The organism is Zhongshania aliphaticivorans (assembly GCF_902705875.1).
GTDB lineage: Bacteria > Pseudomonadota > Gammaproteobacteria > Pseudomonadales > Spongiibacteraceae > Spongiibacter > Spongiibacter aliphaticivorans_A.
In genome coordinates, this window is sequence record NZ_CACSIK010000001.1 from 2,076,383 (window position 1) to 2,099,154 (window position 22,772).

A 22,772-nucleotide genomic window follows, 5' to 3' on the forward strand; every position below is an offset into this window, starting at 1 on the left:
CATGGCGACATTTAGGCCGATGATCATCACTGAATAGGCCTAAAAACCTGCCAATACGATCTTGCCTATTGATCTGCCAGATTCCAGTTCAGCATGGGCAGTTTTTAAATTTTGCGCGTTAATCGTCCCTAGGTTTTTACCCGCCGTGGTTTGAATATAGCCTTGATCTACCAAGTCAGAGACGCGGTTCAGTAATAGGCCTTGCTCGTGTTTATCTGCGGCATCAAACATTGAGCGAGCAAACATAAATTCCCAGTGTAAAGATAAGCTTTTGGGTTTTATCTTAGCGACATCAAAGGATTCTGGGTCATCGATAAGCGCTATTTTTCCGAAGGGAACAAGCAAATCTATATAGCTGTCGAAATAGGTTTCCGTGCTATTAAGACTAGCAACATGCGTGACCGGCCCAACACCTTTCTCCGCAATAAGCTGGTCAATCTGTGGCTTGAGATCTTGGGTATGGTCAACGACATGATGGGCACCTAGTTTTTTCACCCATGCGGCGGAGCTTTCTCGCGACGCAGTGGCAATAATCGTTGCGCCAGTCAGTGCTTTCGCCAGCTGAATAAAGATGGAGCCCACGCCACCGGCAGCCCCGACCACTAAAATAACGTCATTTGAGCTTTCAGCAGAACCGGGGGTTTGCTGGGGTATCTTTAAATGCTCAAACAATAATTCCCAAGCGGTAATTGTCGTTAACGGTAAGGCTGCTGCATCTGCGTCAGATAAACTTTTGGGTTTACGGCCAACGATGCGCTCGTCTACTAATTGATACTCAGCGTTACTGCCTGGGCGCGTAAGATCCCCTGCATAATAAACTTGGTCGCCCGGTTCAAACTGCGTAACCGCCTCACCGGTAGCGACGACTTCACCAACCGCATCCCAGCCTATTACCTTATAAGCATTGTCTTCTGGTGCGACATTCTGGCGAATCTTATAATCTACTGGGTTCACTGCGATGGCACTCACTTTAATAAGCAAGTCATGCCCCACCGCCTTGGGCGTATCCAGTTCAATATCAACAAGTGACTCAGCGTCTTCAATCGCTAATGAATGTCGGTAGCCAATAGCTTTCATCGTTTTCTCCAAGGGATCATTTAAGTTGATGAAAGAATAGCGCTTGATTACCTCCTCATAAACAGCATAATAATAGAAACTTTATCAAAAATAAATTGAATATATGCTGTTAGAAGACCTCCAAGTCATACTCAAAGTCGCTGAATTTCGCAGCATTACCGCCGCTGCGGCCCATTTAGACATGCGCGTTGCCACCGCAAGTGCCGCATTGAAGCGAGTCGAAAAAACGTTAGGGACGGAGTTATTTGTCCGAACAACGAGGCAGCTTCGGCTGTCGAACGCCGGTGAACGCTATATTCCGCAGTGCCAGCAAGCTGTTTCAATGCTTGACTTAGCCAAGCAGAACATTCAAGAAGATCCCGATACTGTCGAGGGCGAATTACGGCTTACCCTGTCATCAGACTTGGGTCGTAATATGGTCAGCCCATGGTTGGATGAGTTCATGTCTAATCACCCAAAAATTCGCCTCAAACTTAATATTAGTGACAGTACCATCGATTTTTACAGAGACGCCGTTGATGTCGCACTGCGCTATGGCTCACCGGCAGATGCCAACCTCTACGGTTTTAAAATATGTAATGTTCCTTCACTACTGTGTGCAACACCCGAGTATCTCCAGAAATACGGCACACCAAAGCATCCCCACGAGCTTCCGCCACATAACGGCTTGTTCTATCAACTCCACGATATTTTGCACAACACATGGACGTTCTCACGCGCTGGCAGTGATTTCAAAATTAAAATGAACGGCAATCGTGCCTCTAACGATGGTGACCTAGTGAGACGCTGGTGTGTGGCAGGAAAAGGTATCGCCATAAAGTCATGCCTAGACATGTCATCAGACATTCTCGCCGGAAGAGTGATTACGCTTATCCCTGATTACACCCCCAAAGCAAGTGAACTTTGGTTGATCTGTCCTAGCCGGCAATCGATTACACCTGCTATTCGCTTGTTAAGAGATATGCTTCAAGACAAGTGCAGGACTATTTTAAAACAACTCATTAACGAAGGATTCATTACGCGCGACGCACTTAAGTAAATACAATGCCAAGGATCAATCAACACGGTTTACGCCAACTTAATCTTGTGTCAAAAAATCTTGGTAATTACGCACACCAAAATAGCGTATCGATTTTTTTAACTTTATTTTCTTTGCTATCAAAGCGTCGTCGCAATAGATTTTCAGCACTTGCTTGTTTGAGTTGCTGTCTACATCGTAGGAAAAGTCATCATTATGCTGAAGGTTTTCAAACTCTGATTTCATAATTAATATCATGCGAACCCTTCTAAGATTTTAAAAATTCCGCTGTAGATAAAAGCCATTCTAGCTTTGCTCAACGCGGTCATAAAGAGTAGCTATCGCTCAAACACCAACTCAACCACACAGAGAAACCCTGAACGAACATAGTTAAGCAATAACAAACGTCTTCAAACATGTAGTTAACAATCGTCAAAGTACTTCAAACCCTGCGCCACTATTCGCCCCCTCGCTACACGGCAACAAACTCCAACTACGTCATTATAAGCCCTCAATACTGAGATTAATTACTATCGACACTTGCTCACCCATGCCAAGCCATATTAAGATACGTTATATCATTTCATTATTATTCGCTCACCAAAGAAAATATAGCCCCAGCTTGGGCGCCCTTTGCAAGCGTAAAAACGAAGTTCGTCTTACTTTTCAACAGAGGCTTAACAAAGCACAGTTGAGTATATATATGTGATTAGGAGTCTGTAATGAAGCATTCCGCGAGTATGCTCGCCCTATTAACCGTATCTGGACTGGGCCTTTCAGGCTTAAGCCACGCTCTTACCGGCCAGATTATTGATGCCTCGGGTGATCCTATCGACAACGCCTCAATTAGCATTGTCGGCAGCAAGGTAGAAGCGAGTAGCGATGCCAACGGTCGCTTCAATTTAGACGCAGACCCAGCATCCGCCCGTGAAATACACATCACCGCACCTGGCTATAGCCATAAAAATATTTTATTTAATCCCGGACAAACTGATTCTCAGCAGATTACCCTTAAGCGTTCTGCTATTGAGCAAATTGATGTAACCGCCACCCCTTTCCACGCATCCATTATGGAATCAGCTCAACCCGTTACTGTTGTTGCCGGCGACGAACTTCGCCGTAAACAAGCTGCAACCTTGGGAGAGACCTTAAAGAACGAAGTTGGCGTACACTCAAGCTATTTCGGACCGGTATCAAGTAGCCCAATCATTCGGGGCTTAAATGGGCCTCGGGTATTAATTACTCAGAACGGCTTAGATGTCAGTGATGCCTCCCGCGTTGGCCCAGACCACGTGGTCGCTACAGAAGCAAGTACAGCGGAACAAATCGAGATACTCCGCGGCCCCGCCACCTTATTCTATGGCTCCGGTGCTATTGGCGGCGTAGTTAATATCGTCGATGACCGCGTCCCCTCTTCTAGCGAAGCTAAGGGTGCGTACTCAGTTGGACACAATACCGTATCTGATGAAGACGAAATCTCTGCAGCCTACACCGGCGGTAACGATAAAATCGCCGTCCATGTGGATGCCTTCTGGCGCGATGGTAGCGACTACGAAATACCCGGCATCGCGGTACTTGAAACCGAGGAAGAACATGAGGAAGAAGGCCACGAGGAACATGCCGATGGCGTACTAGAAAATAGTGCATCGGAAAGCAAAGGCTTCAACATTGGTGGCAGTCTGCTTCTGGACAATGGCTATATCGGTTTAGCCTACGGACACTTAGAGAGAGTCAACGGTATTCCAGGCCATGAGCATGAAGAGGAACACGAAGAAGAGGAAGAAGGTGAAGAGCACGAGCATGAAGAAGAGGAAGCTAACGTCCTCTCCGACCTCAAACAAGAACGCTGGCAACTGATCAGTGAGCTATCCTTAGACACCCCTTGGTTAAGCGGTGTAAACACCCGAATTGGCTATACCGACTACGAACATGCCGAGATCGAAGATGGCGGCATTGGCACCATTTTCAGCAACGAAACCTTACAGGCTAGAGTCGACCTACTTCTGCAAGAAATGGACGGCTGGCGTGGCGCCCTCTCCCTAGAGGTCAAGACCTCAGATTTTGAGGCTATTGGAGAAGAAGCCTTCACGCCGCCAAGCCGCACAGAAAGCTACGCCATAGCGATGATGCAGGAAAAGCACTTCGGCGACTTCTTATGGCAATTAGGTGCTCGCGTCGAGAAAGTCACTCTTGATGCCGACCCCATCGCTTTTGGCCATGACGAAGACGAGCTGCTACATTTTGACGAATTGGATTTCAATCCCTACAGCCTCTCCGTGGGCGTAGTCTGGGATTTCACTGAAGACTACAACGCAACGGTCTCATTGACTCACGCTCAGCGGGCGCCAAGCGCGTCAGAACTGTTTTCGTATGGCGCTCATATCGGCACCGGCAGTTTCGAGGTAGGTGCGTTATTCTGGCTGCATGACGGCGAAGACCCCCACTTTCATGAGGGCAATAATGTTGAAGAAGAAGTATCCAATAATATTGATTTAAGCCTACGTAAGCATTCCGGCAATATTGGCTGGGTCGTGAACGTTTTCTATAACCAAGTGGAAAATTACTACTACGAGCGCAACACCGGCTACACCAGTGAAGACATAGAGGATCACGATCACGAAGAAGGCGAAGGTGAAGAGGAGCACGAAGAAGAGCATGACCACGGCGCCCTACCTGTCTATGTATTTGAGCAAGCAGACGTAACCTTATACGGCCTTGAGGCCCAGCTCGCATGGCAGTTTTCGACGCCCTTCTCTCTAAATATCTGGGGTGATTCAGTACGTGGCACACTCGACGACGGTGGCAACCTACCCAGAATCCCACCATTACGCCTAGGTAGCCAATTACGCTATCAACACCAAGGCTGGGATGCGGCTCTGAGCGTATCGCACTATTTTGAACAAAATATGGCATCTGACCTAGAGACCGAAACAGACGGCTACACACTAGTTGACGCTGAAATGGCATACACATTTGAAGTCAGCAATAATGATCTCACCGTGTACTTTAATGCCAGCAATCTGACCGACGAAGAAGCCCGAGTGCATTCCTCCTTTTTGAAAAATCTCGCACCTTTACCAGGACGAGGACTTAGCATCGGGCTAAGAGGACAGTTTTAACGGTAAGTCTTTATAAATATCGTCATACAAGGGATTAAGGTAACAATGTCATACTGGTTTTTCGTCTTTAATACTTTGTGGGTGCTGCTACTAAGCAGCCCTACCGTCACCGCAAATGATGAACATTCAGAGCATCATGAACACCATGAATCTGGTCAAGCTCATGTGCATGGTACTGCCGAATTATTTGTAGTGTTAGAAGGTAATCAACTTAGTATTCAGCTTCACTCCCCAGCGGTAAATCTGCTGGGGTTTGAGGGGCACGCTGAAACCACGGAACAGCAATCATTACTAAATGATGTACGCCAATCTCTTGCAAATACAAAGACACTATTTCAATTTGAAAATGATTTATGTCAGCTGAAAAACCATTCGGCTGACTTTACTTCAGTGACCAAAAAAAATGATCACGAAGAACACAGTGAACACAGTGATATAGAGTCTCACTACCTCTTCCATTGTGAGCAAACTGATAAGTTATATTCACTGACTACCCAGCTTACCAACCGTTTCCCAGCCATCCATTCACTGCAGGTTCAGTGGATAGTAAAAGGCCGACAAGGAGCGATCACACTAGACAATAGTCAGCATCAGGTTTTCTTTAGGTAAACAGTTTATGAGTGATATTAAGCAAATCCTCGATCACGCTGAAGCCAGTTGCCGCAAAAATGGCGTAAAGTTCACCCAAAAGCGCAGACGTGTCTTGACCGGTTTACTCACCTCTCAGAAAGCTCAGTCTGCTTATGAACTTGTTGATTACATGCGTGAAGAGTTTGGCGAAACGCTGCCGCCAACAACCATGTATCGAATACTGAATTTTCTCGCCAGTGAAAACTTGGCGCATAAGCTTCATATTGCAAACAAATATGTTGCCTGCTCTCACATTAGCTGCGGCCATACTCACGAAATCCCTCAGTTTCTCATCTGTGATAATTGTAACAATGTGAAAGAAATTGGTATTAAAAAAACATTCATTAACACCTTAAAAAACAATGTGGAAGAAGCGGATTATTTCCTCAAAAGCCCACAAATCGAATTGCATTGCTTATGTAAGGATTGCGCCACAATCGCAGCCTAGCGAATAACACGCTTGCAACAATTATAATTGGAGAACATGTGAACAGCCTATCTTCCCACATAGACAAAGCCGCGATTAGCCTGTCTGTCCTTTGCGGCATACACTGCCTAATCCTACCCGTCGCGCTTGTCATTCTACCGGTACTAACCACCAATATTGTTGCCGACCAACACTTCCATCAGTGGCTTTTATTGGCCGTACTGCCTACAAGTTTAATTGCCTTAACAATGGGTTGCCGCCAGCATCTAAAAATGAGCGTTATGGTTATCGGAATATTAGGGCTCACCATACTCAGCTTCACTGCTTTTTGGGGGCACGACTTGTTTGGTGAGACGGGTGAAAAAATCGCGTCATTATTCGGTGCGCTGCTCATTACCATCGGACATATTCGCAACCATAACTTATGCAACAGCCTTCGCTGTCACTGCAACAGCCAACACAGTGCAAAATGAATACACAACAAGATAAAGTAACTGCGCATTTTGAAAACGTGGCGCCAAACTATGATGAGCAATGGAAAAAAATGGCGCCGCTTCACCACGCCCTCCATGTATTCATTAACGCAAGCCTTAGCAAGTTAAGCAACAATGCCAATGTTCTGTGTGTTGGCCCAGGCACTGGCTCAGAAATAATCAACTTAGCGCAAACCAATCCCAGTTGGACATTTACCGCAGTTGAGCCGTCATCAGCCATGCTAACTATCTGTCGCCAGCGGCTCACAAAACTCGGACTAGAGAACCGCTGTTCCTTCCATAACGGCTATCTTGACAGCTTAGAAACAACGACAAAATTTGATGCAGCGTGCTCAATATTAGTCTCACATTTTATTCTTAATAAGGACACACGAATTCAGTTTTTTTCGGAGATTGCCAACCGCCTCAACCCAGCTGGTCTTTTGGTAAGTGCAGACCTTGCTACCGATTTAAGCTCTGAACATGGCCAATCTCTGCTAGAAACCTGGTTACACATGCTTAAAACCGGTGACGTCATTAGCGAAGAAAACATAGAACAACTTCGAGCACACTATCGTGATGACATTGCACTGCTACCAGCAGAGGACGTTGCTAATATCATTGCCGCCGGCAATTTTAAAATCCCCATACAATTTTTTCAGGCTGGATTACTCCACGCTTGGTATGCAGAAAAACATCCCGCATAGTATTGAATTCCAAACACATACCGACCCAATACAACAAATGGGATAATTTAAAACACGGCTGTCCGTCATAGAAATGATGAGATCGGCTGACCGTGCCATACGCTTTATAAAAACGCGCGCAGAATCTTGGAAACGCACAATATGTCTAAATTAATAGCCATTCCAACCAATGTCATCACTGGTTTTCTTGGCGTCGGAAAAACGACCGCCATCCTACATTTACTAAAGCAAAAACCCGACAATGAACGCTGGGCAGTTTTGGTGAATGAGTTTGGCGAAGTTGGCATCGACGGCAGTGTTTTCAGTGGACAAGAAACTGAGGGGCAAGGCGTATTTATCCGTGAAGTACCCGGCGGATGCATGTGTTGTGCGGCCGGTTTGCCAATGCAAATTGCGTTAAATATGTTGCTCAGCCGTGCCAAGCCACACCGATTACTGATTGAGCCCACCGGACTTGGGCACCCGAAAGAGGTACTTGCTGTATTGGCAGCGGAACACTACAAAGAAGTCCTTGATCTGCGAGCCACCATCACCTTGGTTGACGCCAGAAAGGTCCATGACCCGCGTTACACTGAGCATTCAACCTTCAAACAACAATTGGCTATTGCCGATATTATTGTTGCCAACAAAGCCGAGCAATATCAAGTCGAAGATTTTCCTGCATTATTAGACTATCTCGATAAAATAATGAACCTCGACAATAAATCCGTCTACCAGGTGAGCCAGGGGCAAATGGATATTGACTGGCTACTAACGTCAGCCGAACAACATACCCACCCCCGCCATCACCACGAGCATGACACTGGAGCCTCGGTATTAGAAACGCCGCAAATGACGGAAGAAGGTTACCTTAGCATCGACAATACTGGTGAGGGGTTTTACAGCCGCGGCTGGATCTTTAACCCCCAATGGGTATTTAGCGCTGCTAGCCTCTACAAACTATTTCTAGGCATTGATGCGGAGCGCATCAAAGGCGTCTTTATCACTGATCAAGGCATAGTTACGTACAATAAAGCCGATGGTGTTCTAAGCGAAGCCGAACTCGATGATAGCTTGGATAGCCGTATCGAATGCATCAGCATTGAAAAAAGCGCACTTGATCAACTCGAAAAAGACCTCTTTGACTGCGTTGTTTCACCTTAGCTTTTATTCTGAATAGGGCTCTATTTTTTCAACTTTAATGACATACGCTGCTGTCGCTGTCTCGTGTTCGACCATGGTAGTACTCAGCACACCCGAGAGGAAAAATGGGTCGTACAAAGACTCTAATTTAAAGCCTTTATCAAATTCAGCGTAGATGATTTGGTTAGGTGGCGGTGGTGGCACATGAATACAGGCACCGAAATACGGCACTAGAAAAAAACGAGTAACCTCTTGCTGGCTACTACCAAACGCCAGTGGCACAATAAAACCAGGAAGCCGTATGGCTTTTCCATCAAACTCCTCTACAACTCGGCTCGACACCAAGGCCTGCTGATAACGGCTATCATCGGCCTCCGGTAGCGACAGTTGGCCCAGCTCACTGAGCTGATCTTCAACGGAGCCATCGACAATATCATCTAGATACTCTGGTGGATTTAGAATAGCGTCAAGGTCGTCTTTGGGCATCAAATCTGTCCACTCAATATCAAGATAGGATTCGGACTTTTGAACGCCTTCTGCCTGACCCTGCACGGAGTAAACACTCATTAAAATTAAAGCAAAGGGAACAATATATCGCTTTAAACAATACCAACAACGATGTGCCAAAATAACCTCCAACGTGTGTCACCCAGAAACGTGGCCCACAGAAATGAAACGTTATATCATATAAATAATTTACTCATCATTAAACAATAGGAACTCACGCCTTGCTTGTATCAATTCAAGATCTAAGTGTGGTTTACGGCGATGCCACAAGCCCAGTACTGGAAATCCCCCAGTGGTCTCTGCAAGCCGGCGAACGGGTTTTCATTCATGGCCCCTCTGGCGCAGGAAAGTCCACACTTTTAAATATGCTTGCGGGTATTTTGCTACCAAACTCTGGCACTATTACGATCTTGGACAAGCCAATTAATAAGCTCAGTGGTCGGAAGCGCGATAAATGGCGAGCCCAGCATATCGGCGTGGTATTTCAACAATTTAACTTAATTCCCTATCTTAGCGCCATTGAGAATATAAAACTCGCCGCCTATTTTGGCGGAAGCCGCAACACCACCCAGCGCGCCACTGAACTACTGATCTCGCTTAAAATTGATAAGCAACTACATCAACAAGCAACCGCGCGCCTCAGTATTGGCCAACAACAGCGAGTCGCCATAGCGCGTGCTCTAATCAACCAACCAGAACTGCTTATTGTTGACGAGCCAACGTCGGCATTAGACGAGTATAACCGTGATGTATTTATGTCATTACTCTTAGAACAAGTGAATCAGCACCGCACCGCGCTTATTTTTGTCAGTCATGACCTAGCTTTGGCAAAGATGTTTTCTAGGGTCGAAGCCATATCAGACATCAATAAAGTCGGGGAGCAAGTTTAATGTTTTTACGCCTCGCAATCTCCAGCCTCAAAAACCGCAAGGGCTCTGCCCTGCTTACCCTATTAGCGATCACAGTGAGTATTTTTGTTTTACTAGGTGTTGAGCAAATTCGCCAACAAGCCAAAAGTAGTTTCAACAACACGGTCTCTGGTATTGATCTTATCGTCGGCGCCCGTACCGGCGATATAAATTTACTACTTTATTCAGTGTTCCGTATCGGCAGTGCCAGCAATACCATTTCTTGGCAAAGCTATCAAAACATTGCCTCAAATCCGAGTATTGCGTGGACAATTCCCATTTCACTGGGGGACTCTCACCAAGGCTACTCTGTCATGGGGACCACAGGCGACTATTTCAGCTATTTCCGTTATGGACAAGACAAGCCACTGGCAATCAAACAAGGCGAGATATTCACTGGTGTTTTTGATGTGGTACTGGGCAGTGATGTAGCGCGCGAACTGAACTATCAATTAGGGGATACATTAATACTCGCCCACGGTTTAGGCCGTACCAGCTTTAACCAACACACTGACAATCCGTTTAAAGTGGTAGGAATTCTTGAGCCCACCGGCACACCGGTCGATCAAACCCTGCATGTTCACCTAGCAGGTATTGACGCAATCCATAGCAAAGGCCAAAGCCGTGTAACGACAGCAAGTTCGAACGGTACAAGTCAAGACATCAATGCCGCGCACAGCAACCCTGAGGCGATTTCGGCGTTTATGGTGGGACTAAAGTCCAGAATGGCGACCTTTCAACTCCAACGCCAAATAAACACTTACAAATATGAGCCACTACGCGCCATTCTGCCAGGGGTGACGCTAAGCCAACTTTGGCAGCTAATGGCAACAGTAGAACACACCTTACGACTGATTTCGGCGCTTATACTCTTAGCCTCACTGCTGGGCTTGGCGGCTATGTTGCTGGCCTCAATACGCGAACGCAAAGAAGAAATTGCCGTAATGCGAGCCATTGGCGCATCACCATGGTTCATTCTAGCGTTGATTGAAGCCGAGGCGGCTTTAATAACCTTTGGCGCGATGCTCTTGGCCATCATGTTGTTAAGCTTTGCCACTGTGGTATCGGGGAATTTTCTTGCTGAGCGATTTAGTGTATTTATCGATCTAAATCTCTTCACTATGCAATCAGCAAGCTACCTACTCGCTGTTCTCACCGCCGCTTTAGTGACCGGCCTTATTCCGGGTGTCATCGCTTATCGCCGCGCTTTACATGAGCAGTTAGCTTAATAGCTAACTGCGTCGACGCAGTGGTGTACAATTTAATTAACTTTGATTAAAACTCGCAGTGCCAGCTTTTTCTTCAATTGCCTGCTTTAAACTAGCCCTCGCCTGTACCAGTACACCATAAGACGAACGCACCACAATACCGGCAATAATCACAGCGATCACATAATCCGGCCAAGGCGAAGACCAATACTGCACCAGCCCTGCCGCGAGAATAACTCCCGCATTGGCAAGCATGTCATTGCGTGAACATATCCAGCTTGCCCGCATATTAACGTCGCCGCTACGGAAACGATACAACAGCGCAAAGCAGCTGACATTAACCAGCAGAGCCAAACCGGCAATCCATCCCATAATATGCGTGCTCGGAGTACTTCCCTCCCAGATTCGCCAAGCAATATGAATAAAAACGCCAATCCCTAGAATCATTTGTAAGCTGCCGTTGAGAAAGGCGGCCTTAGCCTTTAGTGACAGACCTTTCCCCACCGCATACAGGCTGACAGCATACACAAGGGTATCAGCCAACATATCTAAAGAATCCGCCATGAGACCACTGGAATGCGCTAGCCAAGCGGCGATGAACTCGACAAAAAACATCACGCCATTCAAGACCAACACTATCCACAGTAAAATCCGTTCCTGGCGGTTTCGTGCTTCAGTACCACAACAATCAGACATAGTAGAATTCGCTTTTCAGAATGATATCGCTATACTAAACCTTCAAGTAACTGGAAGGTCAAGCGCCATGAAAATAAATGAACTAGCAGAACACACTGGGCTGGCCAGCAAAACTATACGCTACTACGAAGACATCGGCCTATTGCCCGAAGCCCGCCGGAGTGCCAACGGCTACCGCGATTACAGCGAGGCAGATATAGAGCGAATCGTGTTTATTCGTCGATGCCGCGAATTACAGATTCCACTGAGTGAACTCAAACTCCTCGTCCGCCTACAGATGGATAAGCAAGCCCCCTGTGCTGAAATAAATCAGACCATCCAAAATCAACTAGAAAAAATTCGCAGTACAATTCAAGAATTGGAAAAACTAGAAGAAAGCTTAAATGAACTGGCACAAAGCTGCCGTAACGAGACCGTATCTGAGTGCCAGATAGTCCGCAAACTCAGCGACTATGATCAACAATCCAAACTTATTGGCTGACCACAATATAAGGAGCAATAAAGAATCGGCCAGCTTTAACGTGAAACTCATGGCATCGTTATTCACGCCCTAGCTAGCCGAAGGACATACCATGAGTAACACTATAAGGGTCAAGACTTATTATCTAAAGAGGTCTACTACATCGGTCTTAAGCAAATATCTATTATTCCCACTCAATGGTGGCAGGCGGCTTGCTGCTAACATCATAGGCCACGCGGGAAACTTGCTTGATTTCATTGATAATACGATTTGAAACCGTTTCTAACAGTTCGTAAGGCAAATGCGCCCAGCGTGCGGTCATAAAGTCGATGGTCTCTACCGCGCGCAATGCAATGACGTATTCGTAACGGCGGGCATCACCAACGACGCCAACTGATTTAACAGGAAGGAATACGGCGAAAGCCTGGCTGGTTTTGTGATACCAGCCAGCTTTGTGCAACTCTTCCAAAAAGATAGCGTCGGCTTCTCTGAGTACATCGGCGTATTCTTTTTTCACCTCGCCCAAAATTCGCACACCCAAACCGGGGCCTGGAAACGGGTGGCGGTAAACCATATCGTAGGGCAGTCCTAACTCAAGACCAATGCGGCGCACTTCGTCTTTAAACAACTCGCGCAAAGGCTCTACCAAATCCATGGCCATATCATCCGGTAAACCGCCGACGTTATGGTGGGATTTAATCACATGGGCCTTACCGGTTTTTGCCGCCGCCGACTCAATGACATCAGGGTAAATAGTCCCCTGCGCCAAAAAGTTAACGTCTTTAAGCTTGGTCGCCTCTTGGTCAAATACTTCGATAAAGGTATTACCGATAATTTTGCGTTTTTTCTCTGGATCTGACTCGCCAAGTAATTTACTTAAAAAGGCCTCTTCCGCGTCCGCGCGAATGACTTTAACCCCCATATTCTTGGCAAACATTTCCATGACCTGATCGCCTTCGTTTTTACGAAGTAGACCGTTGTCGACAAACACGCAGGTCAGCTGATCGCCAATGGCCTTGTGTAGCAATGCAGCAACGACCGAGCTGTCTACACCACCAGAAAGCCCCAGCAATACTTTTTGCTTACCCACTTGGGCGCGCACTTTAACGATAGCGTCTTCAACTATATTAGCCGGCGTCCACAGGGCCTCGCAGCCGCAGAGTTTCAAGACAAAATGTTCAAAAATGCGCTGACCTTGCAGGGTGTGAGTCACCTCGGGGTGAAATTGCACGCCGTAGAATTTCTTGGCCTCACATTGCATGGCAGCAATCGGGCAAGAAGGTGTCGAGGCCAATACTTCGAAGCCTTCAGGAAGACGAATAACCTTGTCGCCGTGGCTCATCCAGACGTCGAGTAGCGCCTTACCGTCACTGCTATCAATGTGATCAGCAATGTCTGCGGTAAGGCTACCAGCCGCTTCTAATTTAATTTGCGCGTAGCCAAACTCGTGAACCGGTGAGCCCTCTACTTTGCCGCCCATTTGCTCGGCCATGGTCTGCATGCCGTAGCAAATTCCCAACACTGGCACACCGAGTTCAAACACCAATTGTGACGCTCGCGGTGATCCAGCTTCGGTTACTGATTCAGGACCACCCGCGAGAATAAACCCAGAAGGATTAAATTCATTAATATCCTCATCGCTGATATCGAAGGCACGAATTTCACAATAGACTCCAATTTCACGAATACGGCGTGCAATTAGCTGCGTGTATTGTGAACCAAAATCAAGAATCAAAATTCGGTGGGCATGTATATCAGGCATTGACACAGCAGTTCTCTCACTATTTTTCAGTAGGATTTACAAGTAGTTCAAACAAACAAAAACTCGCTGCATTATTCAGCAGCGAGTTTTCTTAGTATGCAACAGCGCTTAAATAGCACCTTACTAGGTTGGGTAATTTGGCGCTTCTTTTGTGATACTTACGTCGTGAACGTGACTTTCATTCATACCCGCAGAGGTAACGCGAACAAATTCAGGCATCGTGCGCATCGTCTTCATATCGATACTTCCGGTATACCCCATTGCCGAACGCAAGCCACCCATTAATTGATGCACAATGGCAGAAAGTGAGCCTTTATAAGCAACGCGGCCCTCAATACCTTCGGGGACTAATTTCTCAGCTCCATCTTCGGCATTTTGAAAATAGCGATCACTTGACCCCTGGGTTTTAGTCATCGCACCAAGAGACCCCATGCCGCGATACGACTTATAAGTACGGCCTTGGAATAATTCCACTTCGCCAGGCGCTTCTTCCGTTCCGGCAAACATCGACCCCATCATCACAGCGCTAGCGCCAGCCACGACGGCTTTAGATAAGTCACCAGAATAACGAATACCGCCATCCGCAATAAGAGGAACATTAGTCGCTTTAAGTGCTTCGGCCACATTGGCAATAGCACTGATCTGCGGCACACCCACCCCAGTAACAATACGTGTAGTACAGATAGAGCCTGGGCCAATACCCACTTTAACCGCATCTGCCCCAGCTTCAACCAACGCAAGAGCGGCTGCGCCTGTCGCGATATTGCCACCAATCACATCGACTTGAGGGTATGTTTCTTTTATCCAACGCACCCGATTTAATACATTTAATGAATGGCCATGCGCGGTATCTACAACCAACACGTCAACGCCAGCTGCAACCAAGGCGGCAACACGGTCATCGGTATCAGCACTAGTACCAACCGAGGCACCTACCCGTAGCTGACCCGAACTATCCTTACAGGCTAAGGGGTAGGTTTGTGCATTGTTCATGTCTTTTACGGTAATCATTCCCGTAAGTTCAAAGTCATCATTAACGACCAGTACTTTTTCAATGCGATGACGGTGCAGCAGCTCGCGCGCCACACTCATATCAACACCTTCTTTCACGGTGACTAACTTTTCTTTGGGCGTCATCATACTGGATACAGGAACGTCTAACTCTTCCTGAAAACGCACATCACGGCTGGTGACAATACCGACCAAATTACCCTTATCTAAAACGGGAACGCCAGATATTTTGTGGCGACGACGAAGCTCAAACAACTCACTTAAAGGAGCGCTTGCTTCAATGGTAATCGGATCTTTTACAATGCCGCTTTCATGCTTCTTAACAGCGCGAACTTCTTGAGCCTGCTGCTTAATGGTCATGCTTTTATGAATGATCCCGATGCCACCCTCTTGGGCAATAGCAATCGCAAGCCGGCTTTCAGTAACCGTATCCATAGCGGCTGAAACCAGTGGAATATTTAAAGAAATATTACGGGTAAGCTGGGTCTTAAGAGTAACATCTTTGGCGGTTACGTCGGAGTAACCAGGAAGCAGAAGAACATCATCAAATGTGAGGGCTTCTTGGGCAATACGTAGCATATTTTGATTCCGGTGCCTGTGGCTAGAATCCTCGCAATTTTAATTGATGGACGCGCTAGAGTAAACCGATACTTCACGACCAAACCCTATATATTGGTATAATGTGCGCATGACAATACAAGAACCGCCACAAACTCTGAGTGTCAGCCAATTAAACGGCTTGGCCAAACAATTACTCGAAGACTGCTTTGCACAAGTAACGGTCAGCGGCGAGCTATCCACGCTCTCTCGACCAAGTTCAGGCCATTGGTACTTCACCCTTAAAGACAACCGAGCACAAATCCGCTGCGCTTTTTTTAAAGGACGTAATTCACGGGTCAGCTTTTCTCCCCAACCTGGCCAACAAGTGAATGTTCGTGGAAAAGTTAGCCTGTATGAAGGTCGTGGCGATTATCAATTAATTGTCGACAGCATGCAGCCTGCTGGAGCAGGCGCTTTAGCACAAGCCTTTGAGCTACTTAAGCAGGAACTAAAAACAGCCGGCTGGTTCGACGCTGACACCAAGAAAGCGCTGCCTGAGGTTATTCGCCATATCGCTGTTATTAGCTCCCCCACTGGCGCAGCCATACACGATATATTATCTGTGCTTCAGCGGCGATGGCCCAGCATGCAAATTAGCTTACTGCCGGTATTAGTACAGGGCGATTTAGCCGCTCAACAAATTGCAGACGCTGTGCTACAAGCCAATATCTGGGCGAGCCAAGGTCGCAAAAACTTCGACGTTATTTTGGTGACACGAGGCGGTGGTTCATTAGAAGACCTGTGGCCATTTAACGAACGAAAAGTGGCAGAAGCTATCCATAACTCTGCCCTGCCTGTTGTTAGCGCTGTTGGACACGAAGTGGATTTCAGCATCAGTGACTTTGTTGCCGACATTCGGGCTGCCACGCCTTCTGCGGCGGCGGAGCTGCTCAGCCCCAATCAAGCTGAAATAGTGTCACGCATCAATCTACTGCAAGGGCGCCTTATTAATAGCCAAAGGCGCAAGCTCACACGGGCTAGCGAAAAGCTTCACTCACTTCGTTTACGCTTGCGCGATCCACGCAGCCAACTTCAGGAACAAAGCCAGCGGTTAGACAGTTTAGAAATTCGCTTAAACAGACAGTGGCTGCAGAGCCAGCAACGGCGGAGGCAATCGCTTGCTTCGGCAACTCAACAACTGGCTCTTCTTAATCCGGAGCGCCATTTAAAGAACAAGCATCGTGACATTGAGGAACTGCGCCGACGATTAAAAAATGCCATCGCGCTGCAGCTTAAACAATCGCGGATCACCGTAAAAAACCTGGGGCAGCAATTGAACACCCTTGGTCCAAATCAAACCTTGCATCGTGGCTATGCTATTGTCACAACCGCAGAAGGCAAGATTGTGCGGGACGCCACCTCACTCGAAAAAGGAGACTTGCTAGAGGCACGATTTAGCAAGGGTAGCGCAGCCCTAGTCGTTGACAAATAGCGATATGAGCAAACACATTAGGCCCATACTTTTCGGAAATGATCTAACAATGCATCCGAATCAGTAAGCGCGCCTACATTTGGGCTCAATGCACCTATCACACCCTTAAAGTCTTCTCGCAATATCGCATTACAATAAAACGAAAACAGGTGTTCTTCTGCATCAAGTTCAGGGCGAAAAGCTGACAACAAACTGGCTGTATACTCAAAAGGCTCAGTAAGCACTTTACGGGCAATTGCTTGAACATTTTCGCCAGTAGATTCAGTGATTACACGCAACACTAAACGTCTGGCAACCCAATCATTATGCAGCAGTTCTAAAAACTTACCCAAGTAGAGAAACAACGCTTGTTCCGCATTCAAACCCTTCTCTACATCACTCGGTTTAATGGTTTTAAGCACACTAACTAAATAATGCGATGTGCTTTGAATGTATATATCTTCTTTACTTTTAAAATGATCATATAAAGCGCCCTTCGATAATTTCGCCGCTTTTGCCAGCAAGTCTATGCTGACGCCGTTATAGCCATGTTTAGCAAACTGTTGCGCACTACTCAGTAATAGCAAAGCCCGTGTTCGCTCACGCTTACCGCCTACCTCACCCACAGACATTAATCCGTTCTCACTTATCACATCACACCGCCTTTATACGCAAGCTACTTGCACAGGTAAATCCTTGCAAGAATATACCGATTGGTATATTTTAAAAAATACCAATCGGTATATTTTATATTCATCAGGAAAGCTACCGTGGCAAAAAATACGAATAAACAACCAACAGTACGATTTAGTATCCTTGCCGCTGCACTTTTAGCGTCAATATCAAGCCCAAGTAAAGCGAGTATCGGTGTCATTCCATTGGGCTTTGGTTCCGACTCTATAGCGATGGCCGGCACCGATATTGGGTATTCACACGACCCGCTAAGCATTAATAACAATACCGCAGGTATAGCAAAATCCACCACATCACAGCTCTCCACCGTTATTGAGCCCTATTTTATGACCCACATCCGTCATGCTGACTCGCTGAACAGCATGCAAGCCTCAAGCAACGACTTAACCGCATTTCTTTCTATTGGTTGGACCACCCCTCTTGAGAAAGCACCAGATATAACTATAGGGCTTGGTGTTTTTGCCCAAGGCGGCATTGGTTATGAGTACAAGAATCTAAACACAACTTTTGGAAATCAAGATGAATTAAGCGCACTGATAGGTGTGTTTAGAATGGCACCTGCAATTGCATGGCGCGTTAATGATAAGCTGAGAATTGGGTTTAGCGCTTCGGTTAATTATTCTCAAGCAGAACAGCAAGTCTTCCCAAACACCTCAGATGCAGAAACCGGATTTGCTGGCCTTCATATTAAGGACCTTAGCGGTATCAGCTACGCTTGGCGCGCCGGTATTCAGTACGACGTAAGCAACGCCCTCACACTTGGTCTCGCATATGGCTCAGACACCAAACTCGCACTCCAAAATGGCAGTGCAGTCGTTAACTTTGAAGCGATGGGACTGGGACGAGTAAAATATAACTCTGCAGAAATTGACGGTCTTAAATTACCCAAAGAGTTAGGCATTGGTTTCGCTTGGCAAGCTACACCGCAACTCAGCATTGGTGGCGACCTTAACTGGTATAGCTGGAGTGAGGCACTTGGCAACGTAACAACACAGCTGTCTAATACCGAAACAGCAAATGCACCTAATGAGATAATAGTTAGCACAGATTTTGGCGGGCAAGACCAATTTGCCAGCTCAATAGGAGCACAATTCCAGCTTAATGAGCGCACCCAGATTACTGCCGGCATTAACCATGCAGGCAATGTTATAAAACATGGCAACGAGTCCACACTTAACAACTTACTAGCTAAATGGCATATCTCTGCGGGTGCAAACCACCAACTATCCGAAAAGTGGAAAGCTTCCTTGGCCTATGTATATATTCCGATCATGTCTCGAAAATATACCAATACGCAATTTCCAATCGGCGACGATGCCGAGGAAACCTTTGGCGGTTATTCAATAGCGTTTGGCATTTCCTGCCAGTGGTAAAACTACGAGAATGCAAGGCGAAAAAATCTCACCCTGCATCGTTGGCTACAAACTATTAATAACTTTCTGGAAGCTTACGTCTTATGACGATATGACGACCATCAACATCGATATATTCACCAATGGTTAGGTCTTTGAGTATCCGCGCCACCATTTCACGGGAGGAGCCCACTCGGTCTGCTATCTCTTGCTGAGTGAGTTTTTCATCAATCCGCATACTGCCATCTTCAGCCGCAGGCTGGGCTAAACTGGTTAGCACCTTCACTACGCGGCCATACACATCTTGCAAGGCAAGACTTTTCACATCATTTGTTAATTTACGTATACGACGGGTTAGGTTTTTATTAAGAATACGAGTGATATTGGGGTGCAAATCCAAAATCGCTTTAAAATCTTCTTTATAAATAATACGGACTTTACTGGCTTCCATCGCACGAACTGATGCAGAACGCTTATCATCATCCAGTAAAGCTAGCTCACCAAAATAATCGCCATACTCAAGAATATTCAACACAAAGTCTTTACCGCCCTTATCGCTGCAATAGACTTTCACGCGACCAGACTCCACCACGTAGAGCGAGTCTGCCACGTCACCCTCGTGAATTAATACTGTATTCTTGGCAAATTCCCGCACCACACTGGTGTCACGTAAAATTTGAATTTCTTCCGGCATCAGACCGTCAAATAAATCGACGTTTTCGATACTCATCTTGTTATTCCCCAGTGCTAAAAACGCGTGACAAACACTATAGCATAGTTGCCCAAGCGACTGTCTAGACAGGATTTATAGGAAACTATGAAGAGATTATGGCAGCTAGATTAACAAGGCCCAGACAAGGAATGTGTCTGGGCCTAAGCATGGGCTTATTCTGGACGCATATGGGGAAATAATAATACGTCGCGAATCGATGGTGCATCGGTAAATAACATTACCAAACGGTCAATACCAATCCCCTCACCGGCGGTTGGCGGTAAGCCGTATTCAAGGGCGGCAATGTAGTCAGCATCGTAATGCATGGCCTCATCATCACCACCTTCTTTTTCAGCAACCTGCGCCATAAAACGCTCTGCCTGATCTTCTGGGTCATTAAGCTCCGAGAAACCGTTTGCCAGCTCTCGACCACCAACAAAAAATTCAAAACGATCTGTCACAAAGGGGTTGTTATCACTGCGACGGGCTAGCGGTGAAACCTCGGTGGGGTATTCAGTGATAAAGGTAGGCTGATCTAATTTGTGCTCTACCGTTTCTTCAAATATTTCTATCTGTATTTTGCCCAAGCCCCAGCTATCTTTAACGTCCACACCAAGTGATTTGGCAATGGCGGTGGCCTGGGTTATATCAGCTAATTGCTCAGCACTAATATTTGGGTTGTAGTGCAATACAGAATCAAATACCGACAAACGTGTGAAGGGCTTGGCGAAATCGTATTCACTACCCTGATAGCTAATGGTGGTGGTGCCTAAAACCTCTTGCGCAGTATTGCGCAACATGGCTTCTGTTAAATCCATCAAGTCCTTGTAATCAGCATAGGCTTGATAAAATTCAATCATGGTGAATTCTGGGTTATGACGCGTCGACAGACCTTCATTACGGAAGTTGCGGTTAATTTCAAATACGCGCTCTATACCGCCCACCACCAAACGCTTTAAATAAAGCTCAGGCGCAATACGTAAGTACATATCCATGCTAAGCGCATTGTGGTGAGTGACAAACGGCCGCGCACTGGCACCTCCGGGAATCACTTGCATCATCGGTGTTTCTACTTCGACAAAATCACGCTGCTGCAAGAAGTTGCGAATAGAGCTGATCATCTTTGAGCGAATTGCAAAGGTACGTCGAGATGATTCATTCATAATCAGATCAACATAACGCTGACGATAACGAATTTCTTGATCTTGCAAACCGTGGAATTTATCAGGTAATGGGCGCAAAGATTTCGTCAGTAAGGAAGTCTCTTTCATGTAAATATAAAGATCGCCTTTGCCCGACTTATGAACTGGACCAGACGCAGAAATAATATCGCCAATATCCCAGGTTTTAATTTCTTCTGTTAATTCAGCTGGCAACTGTTTTTTATCAACATAAACTTGAATCCGGCCCGTCATATCTTGCAGCACCATAAAGGGACCGCGTTTGGCCATGATGCGGCCCGCAACACTGGCTTGCCGATCCAAGATTTCTAAGGCTTCTTTTTCTTTTTCACCTAACTCTAATTGCAGTTTGTCGGCATAATCTTCACGACGAAAATGATTGGGGAATGCGTTCCGCTTTTCGCGAATTGCCGACAATTTAGCGCGACGTTCAGCGATTAAGCGGTTTTCTTCCTGAGTTTGCTCAGTTTCGTTGTGTTGCTCTGACATGATAATTTCCTTGACTCAAACGCTTTAAAATAGCGTTTGGGGTTAAACAATAAGAATAGGTTTGCTCTATTTTGCTATTACAGACCGCTTTTTAAACTCGCTTCAATAAACTGGTCCAGATCACCATCCAGAACCATACCGCAGTTGCTGGTTTGTACATTGGTACGCAAATCTTTTATACGCTGGTCATCTAAGACATAGGATCTAATCTGGCTACCCCAACCTATATCAGATTTGTTGTCTTCAAGTTCTTGTGCCGCACTGCTGCGTTTCTGTATTTCCAGCTCATACAGTTTTGCTTTAAGCATTTTCCATGCACTGTCACGGTTCTGATGCTGAGAGCGCTGATTTTGACACTGAACCACAATATTGGTGGGTATATGCGTTAAGCGCACTGCCGAATCAGTTTTGTTAATATGCTGACCACCCGCACCACTGGCCCGATATGTATCGGTACGTACATCAGAGGGGTTGATATCTATTTCGATATCATCATCTATTTCAGGAGAAATAAATACTGAACAAAATGAGGTGTGACGACGGTTGCCAGAATCAAACGGTGATTTACGAACTAAGCGATGCACCCCTGTTTCAGTACGCAGCCAGCCAAACGCATACTCTCCCTGTACATGAATGGTCGCGCTTTTAATACCGGCAACTTCACCGTCAGATAATTCAACCAAATCGGCTTTAAAACCCTTGCTTTCGCACCAGCGCAAGTACATACGCAACACCATATTGGCCCAGTCTTGAGCCTCTGTGCCGCCGGAGCCAGATTGAATATCAAGATAACAATTATTGGGGTCCATCTCACCGGAGAACATGCGCCGAAATTCTAGGGTCGCAAGAGAGGCTTCTAAACGATCTACGTCACCCTGCATACCGCTTATTGTTTCGTCGTCGCCCTCTTCAACCGCCATATCAAGCAGCTCACTGCAATCGGCAACGCCACCATCCAACTCTTCTATCGTCGCCACTACTGCCTCTAATGAGGCCCGCTCACGACCTAGCTCTTGCGCTCGCTTAGGATCATCCCAAACAGCGGAATCGCCCAATTCAAGTTCAACTTCCGTTAAACGCTCTTTCTTGTTGGCATAGTCAAAGATACCCCCGGAGCACATCAGTTCTTTCACTCATGCTCTTTAGGGATTGGCGAATGGCGTTAACTTCTAACATGGAACAGTATCCGGTAAGACGTGGAAAAGGCGG

At 46.4% G+C, this 22,772-nt stretch carries 22 protein-coding genes; 12 read left to right on the forward strand and 10 right to left on the reverse strand.

Going from position 1 to position 22,772, the window contains the following annotated elements; translation table 11 throughout:
• Positions 1 to 39 precede the first annotated feature (39 nt).
• On the reverse strand, positions 40 to 1,077 hold the full coding sequence (locus AELLOGFF_RS09470; RefSeq protein ID WP_159268511.1) for a zinc-binding alcohol dehydrogenase family protein: 1,038 nt from the start codon (positions 1,075 to 1,077) through the stop codon (positions 40 to 42).
• 103 nt (positions 1,078 to 1,180) lie between these two features.
• Here AELLOGFF_RS09470 and AELLOGFF_RS09475 point away from each other — a divergent pair, with 103 nt between their 5' ends.
• Positions 1,181 to 2,116, forward strand: a complete 936-nt coding sequence (locus tag AELLOGFF_RS09475) for a LysR family transcriptional regulator (RefSeq protein WP_159268512.1) — start codon at positions 1,181 to 1,183, stop codon at positions 2,114 to 2,116.
• 39 nt (positions 2,117 to 2,155) lie between these two features.
• Here AELLOGFF_RS09475 and AELLOGFF_RS09480 read toward each other — a convergent pair whose 3' ends face one another.
• Complete coding sequence (locus AELLOGFF_RS09480; protein WP_159268513.1) at positions 2,156 to 2,341, reverse strand: hypothetical protein; 186 nt, start codon at positions 2,339 to 2,341, stop codon at positions 2,156 to 2,158.
• A 476-nt stretch (positions 2,342 to 2,817) separates the two neighbouring features.
• Here AELLOGFF_RS09480 and AELLOGFF_RS09485 point away from each other — a divergent pair, with 476 nt between their 5' ends.
• The 6 genes from AELLOGFF_RS09485 to AELLOGFF_RS09510 all read left to right on the forward strand — a co-directional run bounded on the left by AELLOGFF_RS09485 (position 2,818) and on the right by AELLOGFF_RS09510 (position 8,594).
• Positions 2,818 to 5,214, forward strand: coding sequence for a TonB-dependent receptor (locus tag AELLOGFF_RS09485; RefSeq protein WP_159268514.1), 2,397 nt, complete (start codon positions 2,818 to 2,820; stop codon positions 5,212 to 5,214).
• A 45-nt stretch (positions 5,215 to 5,259) separates the two neighbouring features.
• Complete coding sequence (locus AELLOGFF_RS09490; protein ID WP_159268515.1) at positions 5,260 to 5,823, forward strand: ZrgA family zinc uptake protein; 564 nt, start codon at positions 5,260 to 5,262, stop codon at positions 5,821 to 5,823.
• A 7-nt stretch (positions 5,824 to 5,830) separates the two neighbouring features.
• Positions 5,831 to 6,292 (forward strand): Fur family transcriptional regulator, encoded by a 462-nt coding sequence (locus AELLOGFF_RS09495; protein WP_159268516.1) that lies wholly within the window; start codon positions 5,831 to 5,833, stop codon positions 6,290 to 6,292.
• Between the two features lie 38 nt (positions 6,293 to 6,330).
• Positions 6,331 to 6,744 (forward strand): MerC domain-containing protein, encoded by a 414-nt coding sequence (locus AELLOGFF_RS09500; protein ID WP_235035648.1) that lies wholly within the window; start codon positions 6,331 to 6,333, stop codon positions 6,742 to 6,744.
• Positions 6,741 to 7,451, forward strand: coding sequence for a class I SAM-dependent methyltransferase (locus tag AELLOGFF_RS09505; RefSeq protein WP_159268517.1), 711 nt, complete (start codon positions 6,741 to 6,743; stop codon positions 7,449 to 7,451). The genes AELLOGFF_RS09500 and AELLOGFF_RS09505 overlap by 4 nt, the downstream gene beginning before the upstream one ends.
• Positions 7,452 to 7,592: 141 nt before the next feature.
• On the forward strand, positions 7,593 to 8,594 hold the full coding sequence (locus tag AELLOGFF_RS09510; protein ID WP_159268518.1) for a CobW family GTP-binding protein: 1,002 nt from the start codon (positions 7,593 to 7,595) through the stop codon (positions 8,592 to 8,594).
• 3 nt (positions 8,595 to 8,597) lie between these two features.
• On the opposite strand, the gene AELLOGFF_RS09515 is transcribed toward AELLOGFF_RS09510, so the two are convergent.
• Positions 8,598 to 9,200 (reverse strand): DUF3299 domain-containing protein, encoded by a 603-nt coding sequence (locus AELLOGFF_RS09515; RefSeq protein WP_235035649.1) that lies wholly within the window; start codon positions 9,198 to 9,200, stop codon positions 8,598 to 8,600.
• Between the two features lie 101 nt (positions 9,201 to 9,301).
• Here AELLOGFF_RS09515 and AELLOGFF_RS09520 point away from each other — a divergent pair, with 101 nt between their 5' ends.
• A complete protein-coding gene (locus AELLOGFF_RS09520; protein WP_159268519.1) occupies positions 9,302 to 9,970 on the forward strand; it encodes an ABC transporter ATP-binding protein in 669 nt (222 codons plus the stop codon).
• Complete coding sequence (locus AELLOGFF_RS09525; protein WP_159268520.1) at positions 9,970 to 11,217, forward strand: ABC transporter permease; 1,248 nt, start codon at positions 9,970 to 9,972, stop codon at positions 11,215 to 11,217. The genes AELLOGFF_RS09520 and AELLOGFF_RS09525 overlap by 1 nt, the downstream gene beginning before the upstream one ends.
• Before the next feature lie 36 nt (positions 11,218 to 11,253).
• On the opposite strand, the gene AELLOGFF_RS09530 is transcribed toward AELLOGFF_RS09525, so the two are convergent.
• Complete coding sequence (locus AELLOGFF_RS09530; protein WP_159268521.1) at positions 11,254 to 11,892, reverse strand: cation transporter; 639 nt, start codon at positions 11,890 to 11,892, stop codon at positions 11,254 to 11,256.
• 67 nt (positions 11,893 to 11,959) lie between these two features.
• Between AELLOGFF_RS09530 and AELLOGFF_RS09535 the strand changes: the two genes are divergently transcribed.
• Positions 11,960 to 12,373 carry a MerR family transcriptional regulator gene (locus AELLOGFF_RS09535; RefSeq protein WP_159268522.1) on the forward strand — a complete coding sequence of 138 codons (414 nt, stop codon included), beginning with the start codon at positions 11,960 to 11,962 and terminating at the stop codon, positions 12,371 to 12,373.
• 163 nt (positions 12,374 to 12,536) lie between these two features.
• On the opposite strand, the gene guaA is transcribed toward AELLOGFF_RS09535, so the two are convergent.
• Both guaA and guaB read right to left on the reverse strand, forming a co-directional pair.
• Entirely contained in the window at positions 12,537 to 14,114 is a 1,578-nt protein-coding gene (guaA, locus tag AELLOGFF_RS09540) for a glutamine-hydrolyzing GMP synthase (protein ID WP_159268523.1), read from the reverse strand.
• A 123-nt stretch (positions 14,115 to 14,237) separates the two neighbouring features.
• Complete coding sequence (gene guaB / locus AELLOGFF_RS09545) at positions 14,238 to 15,704, reverse strand: IMP dehydrogenase (protein ID WP_159268524.1); 1,467 nt, start codon at positions 15,702 to 15,704, stop codon at positions 14,238 to 14,240.
• 109 nt (positions 15,705 to 15,813) lie between these two features.
• Here guaB and xseA point away from each other — a divergent pair, with 109 nt between their 5' ends.
• Positions 15,814 to 17,157 carry an exodeoxyribonuclease VII large subunit gene (gene xseA, locus AELLOGFF_RS09550; RefSeq protein WP_159268525.1) on the forward strand — a complete coding sequence of 448 codons (1,344 nt, stop codon included), beginning with the start codon at positions 15,814 to 15,816 and terminating at the stop codon, positions 17,155 to 17,157.
• A 17-nt stretch (positions 17,158 to 17,174) separates the two neighbouring features.
• On the opposite strand, the gene AELLOGFF_RS09555 is transcribed toward xseA, so the two are convergent.
• Positions 17,175 to 17,789 (reverse strand): TetR/AcrR family transcriptional regulator, encoded by a 615-nt coding sequence (locus tag AELLOGFF_RS09555; RefSeq protein ID WP_159268526.1) that lies wholly within the window; start codon positions 17,787 to 17,789, stop codon positions 17,175 to 17,177.
• Between the two features lie 117 nt (positions 17,790 to 17,906).
• Between AELLOGFF_RS09555 and AELLOGFF_RS09560 the strand changes: the two genes are divergently transcribed.
• Complete coding sequence (locus AELLOGFF_RS09560) at positions 17,907 to 19,202, forward strand: OmpP1/FadL family transporter (RefSeq protein WP_159268527.1); 1,296 nt, start codon at positions 17,907 to 17,909, stop codon at positions 19,200 to 19,202.
• 55 nt (positions 19,203 to 19,257) lie between these two features.
• On the opposite strand, the gene AELLOGFF_RS09565 is transcribed toward AELLOGFF_RS09560, so the two are convergent.
• From AELLOGFF_RS09565 to prfB, 3 genes are all read right to left on the reverse strand, one after another.
• A complete protein-coding gene (locus tag AELLOGFF_RS09565) occupies positions 19,258 to 19,911 on the reverse strand; it encodes a Crp/Fnr family transcriptional regulator (RefSeq protein WP_159268528.1) in 654 nt (217 codons plus the stop codon).
• A 155-nt stretch (positions 19,912 to 20,066) separates the two neighbouring features.
• Complete coding sequence (lysS, locus tag AELLOGFF_RS09570) at positions 20,067 to 21,563, reverse strand: lysine--tRNA ligase (RefSeq protein ID WP_159268529.1); 1,497 nt, start codon at positions 21,561 to 21,563, stop codon at positions 20,067 to 20,069.
• A gap of 77 nt (positions 21,564 to 21,640) precedes the next feature.
• Positions 21,641 to 22,739, reverse strand: a protein-coding gene (prfB, locus tag AELLOGFF_RS09575) for a peptide chain release factor 2 (protein WP_159268530.1) whose coding sequence is annotated in 2 segments (ribosomal slippage) — positions 21,641 to 22,663 and positions 22,665 to 22,739 — 1,098 coding nt in all. Because the reading frame shifts where the segments join, the coding sequence is not laid out codon by codon here.
• Between the last annotated feature and the right edge of the window lie 33 nt (positions 22,740 to 22,772).

Coding starts and splice junctions, on each gene's coding strand:
- AELLOGFF_RS09470 (WP_159268511.1), bottom strand. CDS start 1,077: ATGAAAGCTATTGGCTACCGACATTCATTAGCGATTGAAGACGCTGAG.
- AELLOGFF_RS09475 (WP_159268512.1), top strand. CDS start 1,181: ATGCTGTTAGAAGACCTCCAAGTCATACTCAAAGTCGCTGAATTTCGC.
- AELLOGFF_RS09480 (WP_159268513.1), bottom strand. CDS start 2,341: ATGAAATCAGAGTTTGAAAACCTTCAGCATAATGATGACTTTTCCTAC.
- AELLOGFF_RS09485 (WP_159268514.1), top strand. CDS start 2,818: ATGAAGCATTCCGCGAGTATGCTCGCCCTATTAACCGTATCTGGACTG.
- AELLOGFF_RS09490 (WP_159268515.1), top strand. CDS start 5,260: ATGTCATACTGGTTTTTCGTCTTTAATACTTTGTGGGTGCTGCTACTA.
- AELLOGFF_RS09495 (WP_159268516.1), top strand. CDS start 5,831: ATGAGTGATATTAAGCAAATCCTCGATCACGCTGAAGCCAGTTGCCGC.
- AELLOGFF_RS09505 (WP_159268517.1), top strand. CDS start 6,741: ATGAATACACAACAAGATAAAGTAACTGCGCATTTTGAAAACGTGGCG.
- AELLOGFF_RS09510 (WP_159268518.1), top strand. CDS start 7,593: ATGTCTAAATTAATAGCCATTCCAACCAATGTCATCACTGGTTTTCTT.
- AELLOGFF_RS09525 (WP_159268520.1), top strand. CDS start 9,970: ATGTTTTTACGCCTCGCAATCTCCAGCCTCAAAAACCGCAAGGGCTCT.
- AELLOGFF_RS09530 (WP_159268521.1), bottom strand. CDS start 11,892: ATGTCTGATTGTTGTGGTACTGAAGCACGAAACCGCCAGGAACGGATT.
- AELLOGFF_RS09535 (WP_159268522.1), top strand. CDS start 11,960: ATGAAAATAAATGAACTAGCAGAACACACTGGGCTGGCCAGCAAAACT.
- guaA (WP_159268523.1), bottom strand. CDS start 14,114: ATGCCTGATATACATGCCCACCGAATTTTGATTCTTGATTTTGGTTCA.
- guaB (WP_159268524.1), bottom strand. CDS start 15,704: ATGCTACGTATTGCCCAAGAAGCCCTCACATTTGATGATGTTCTTCTG.
- xseA (WP_159268525.1), top strand. CDS start 15,814: ATGACAATACAAGAACCGCCACAAACTCTGAGTGTCAGCCAATTAAAC.
- AELLOGFF_RS09565 (WP_159268528.1), bottom strand. CDS start 19,911: ATGAGTATCGAAAACGTCGATTTATTTGACGGTCTGATGCCGGAAGAA.
- lysS (WP_159268529.1), bottom strand. CDS start 21,563: ATGTCAGAGCAACACAACGAAACTGAGCAAACTCAGGAAGAAAACCGC.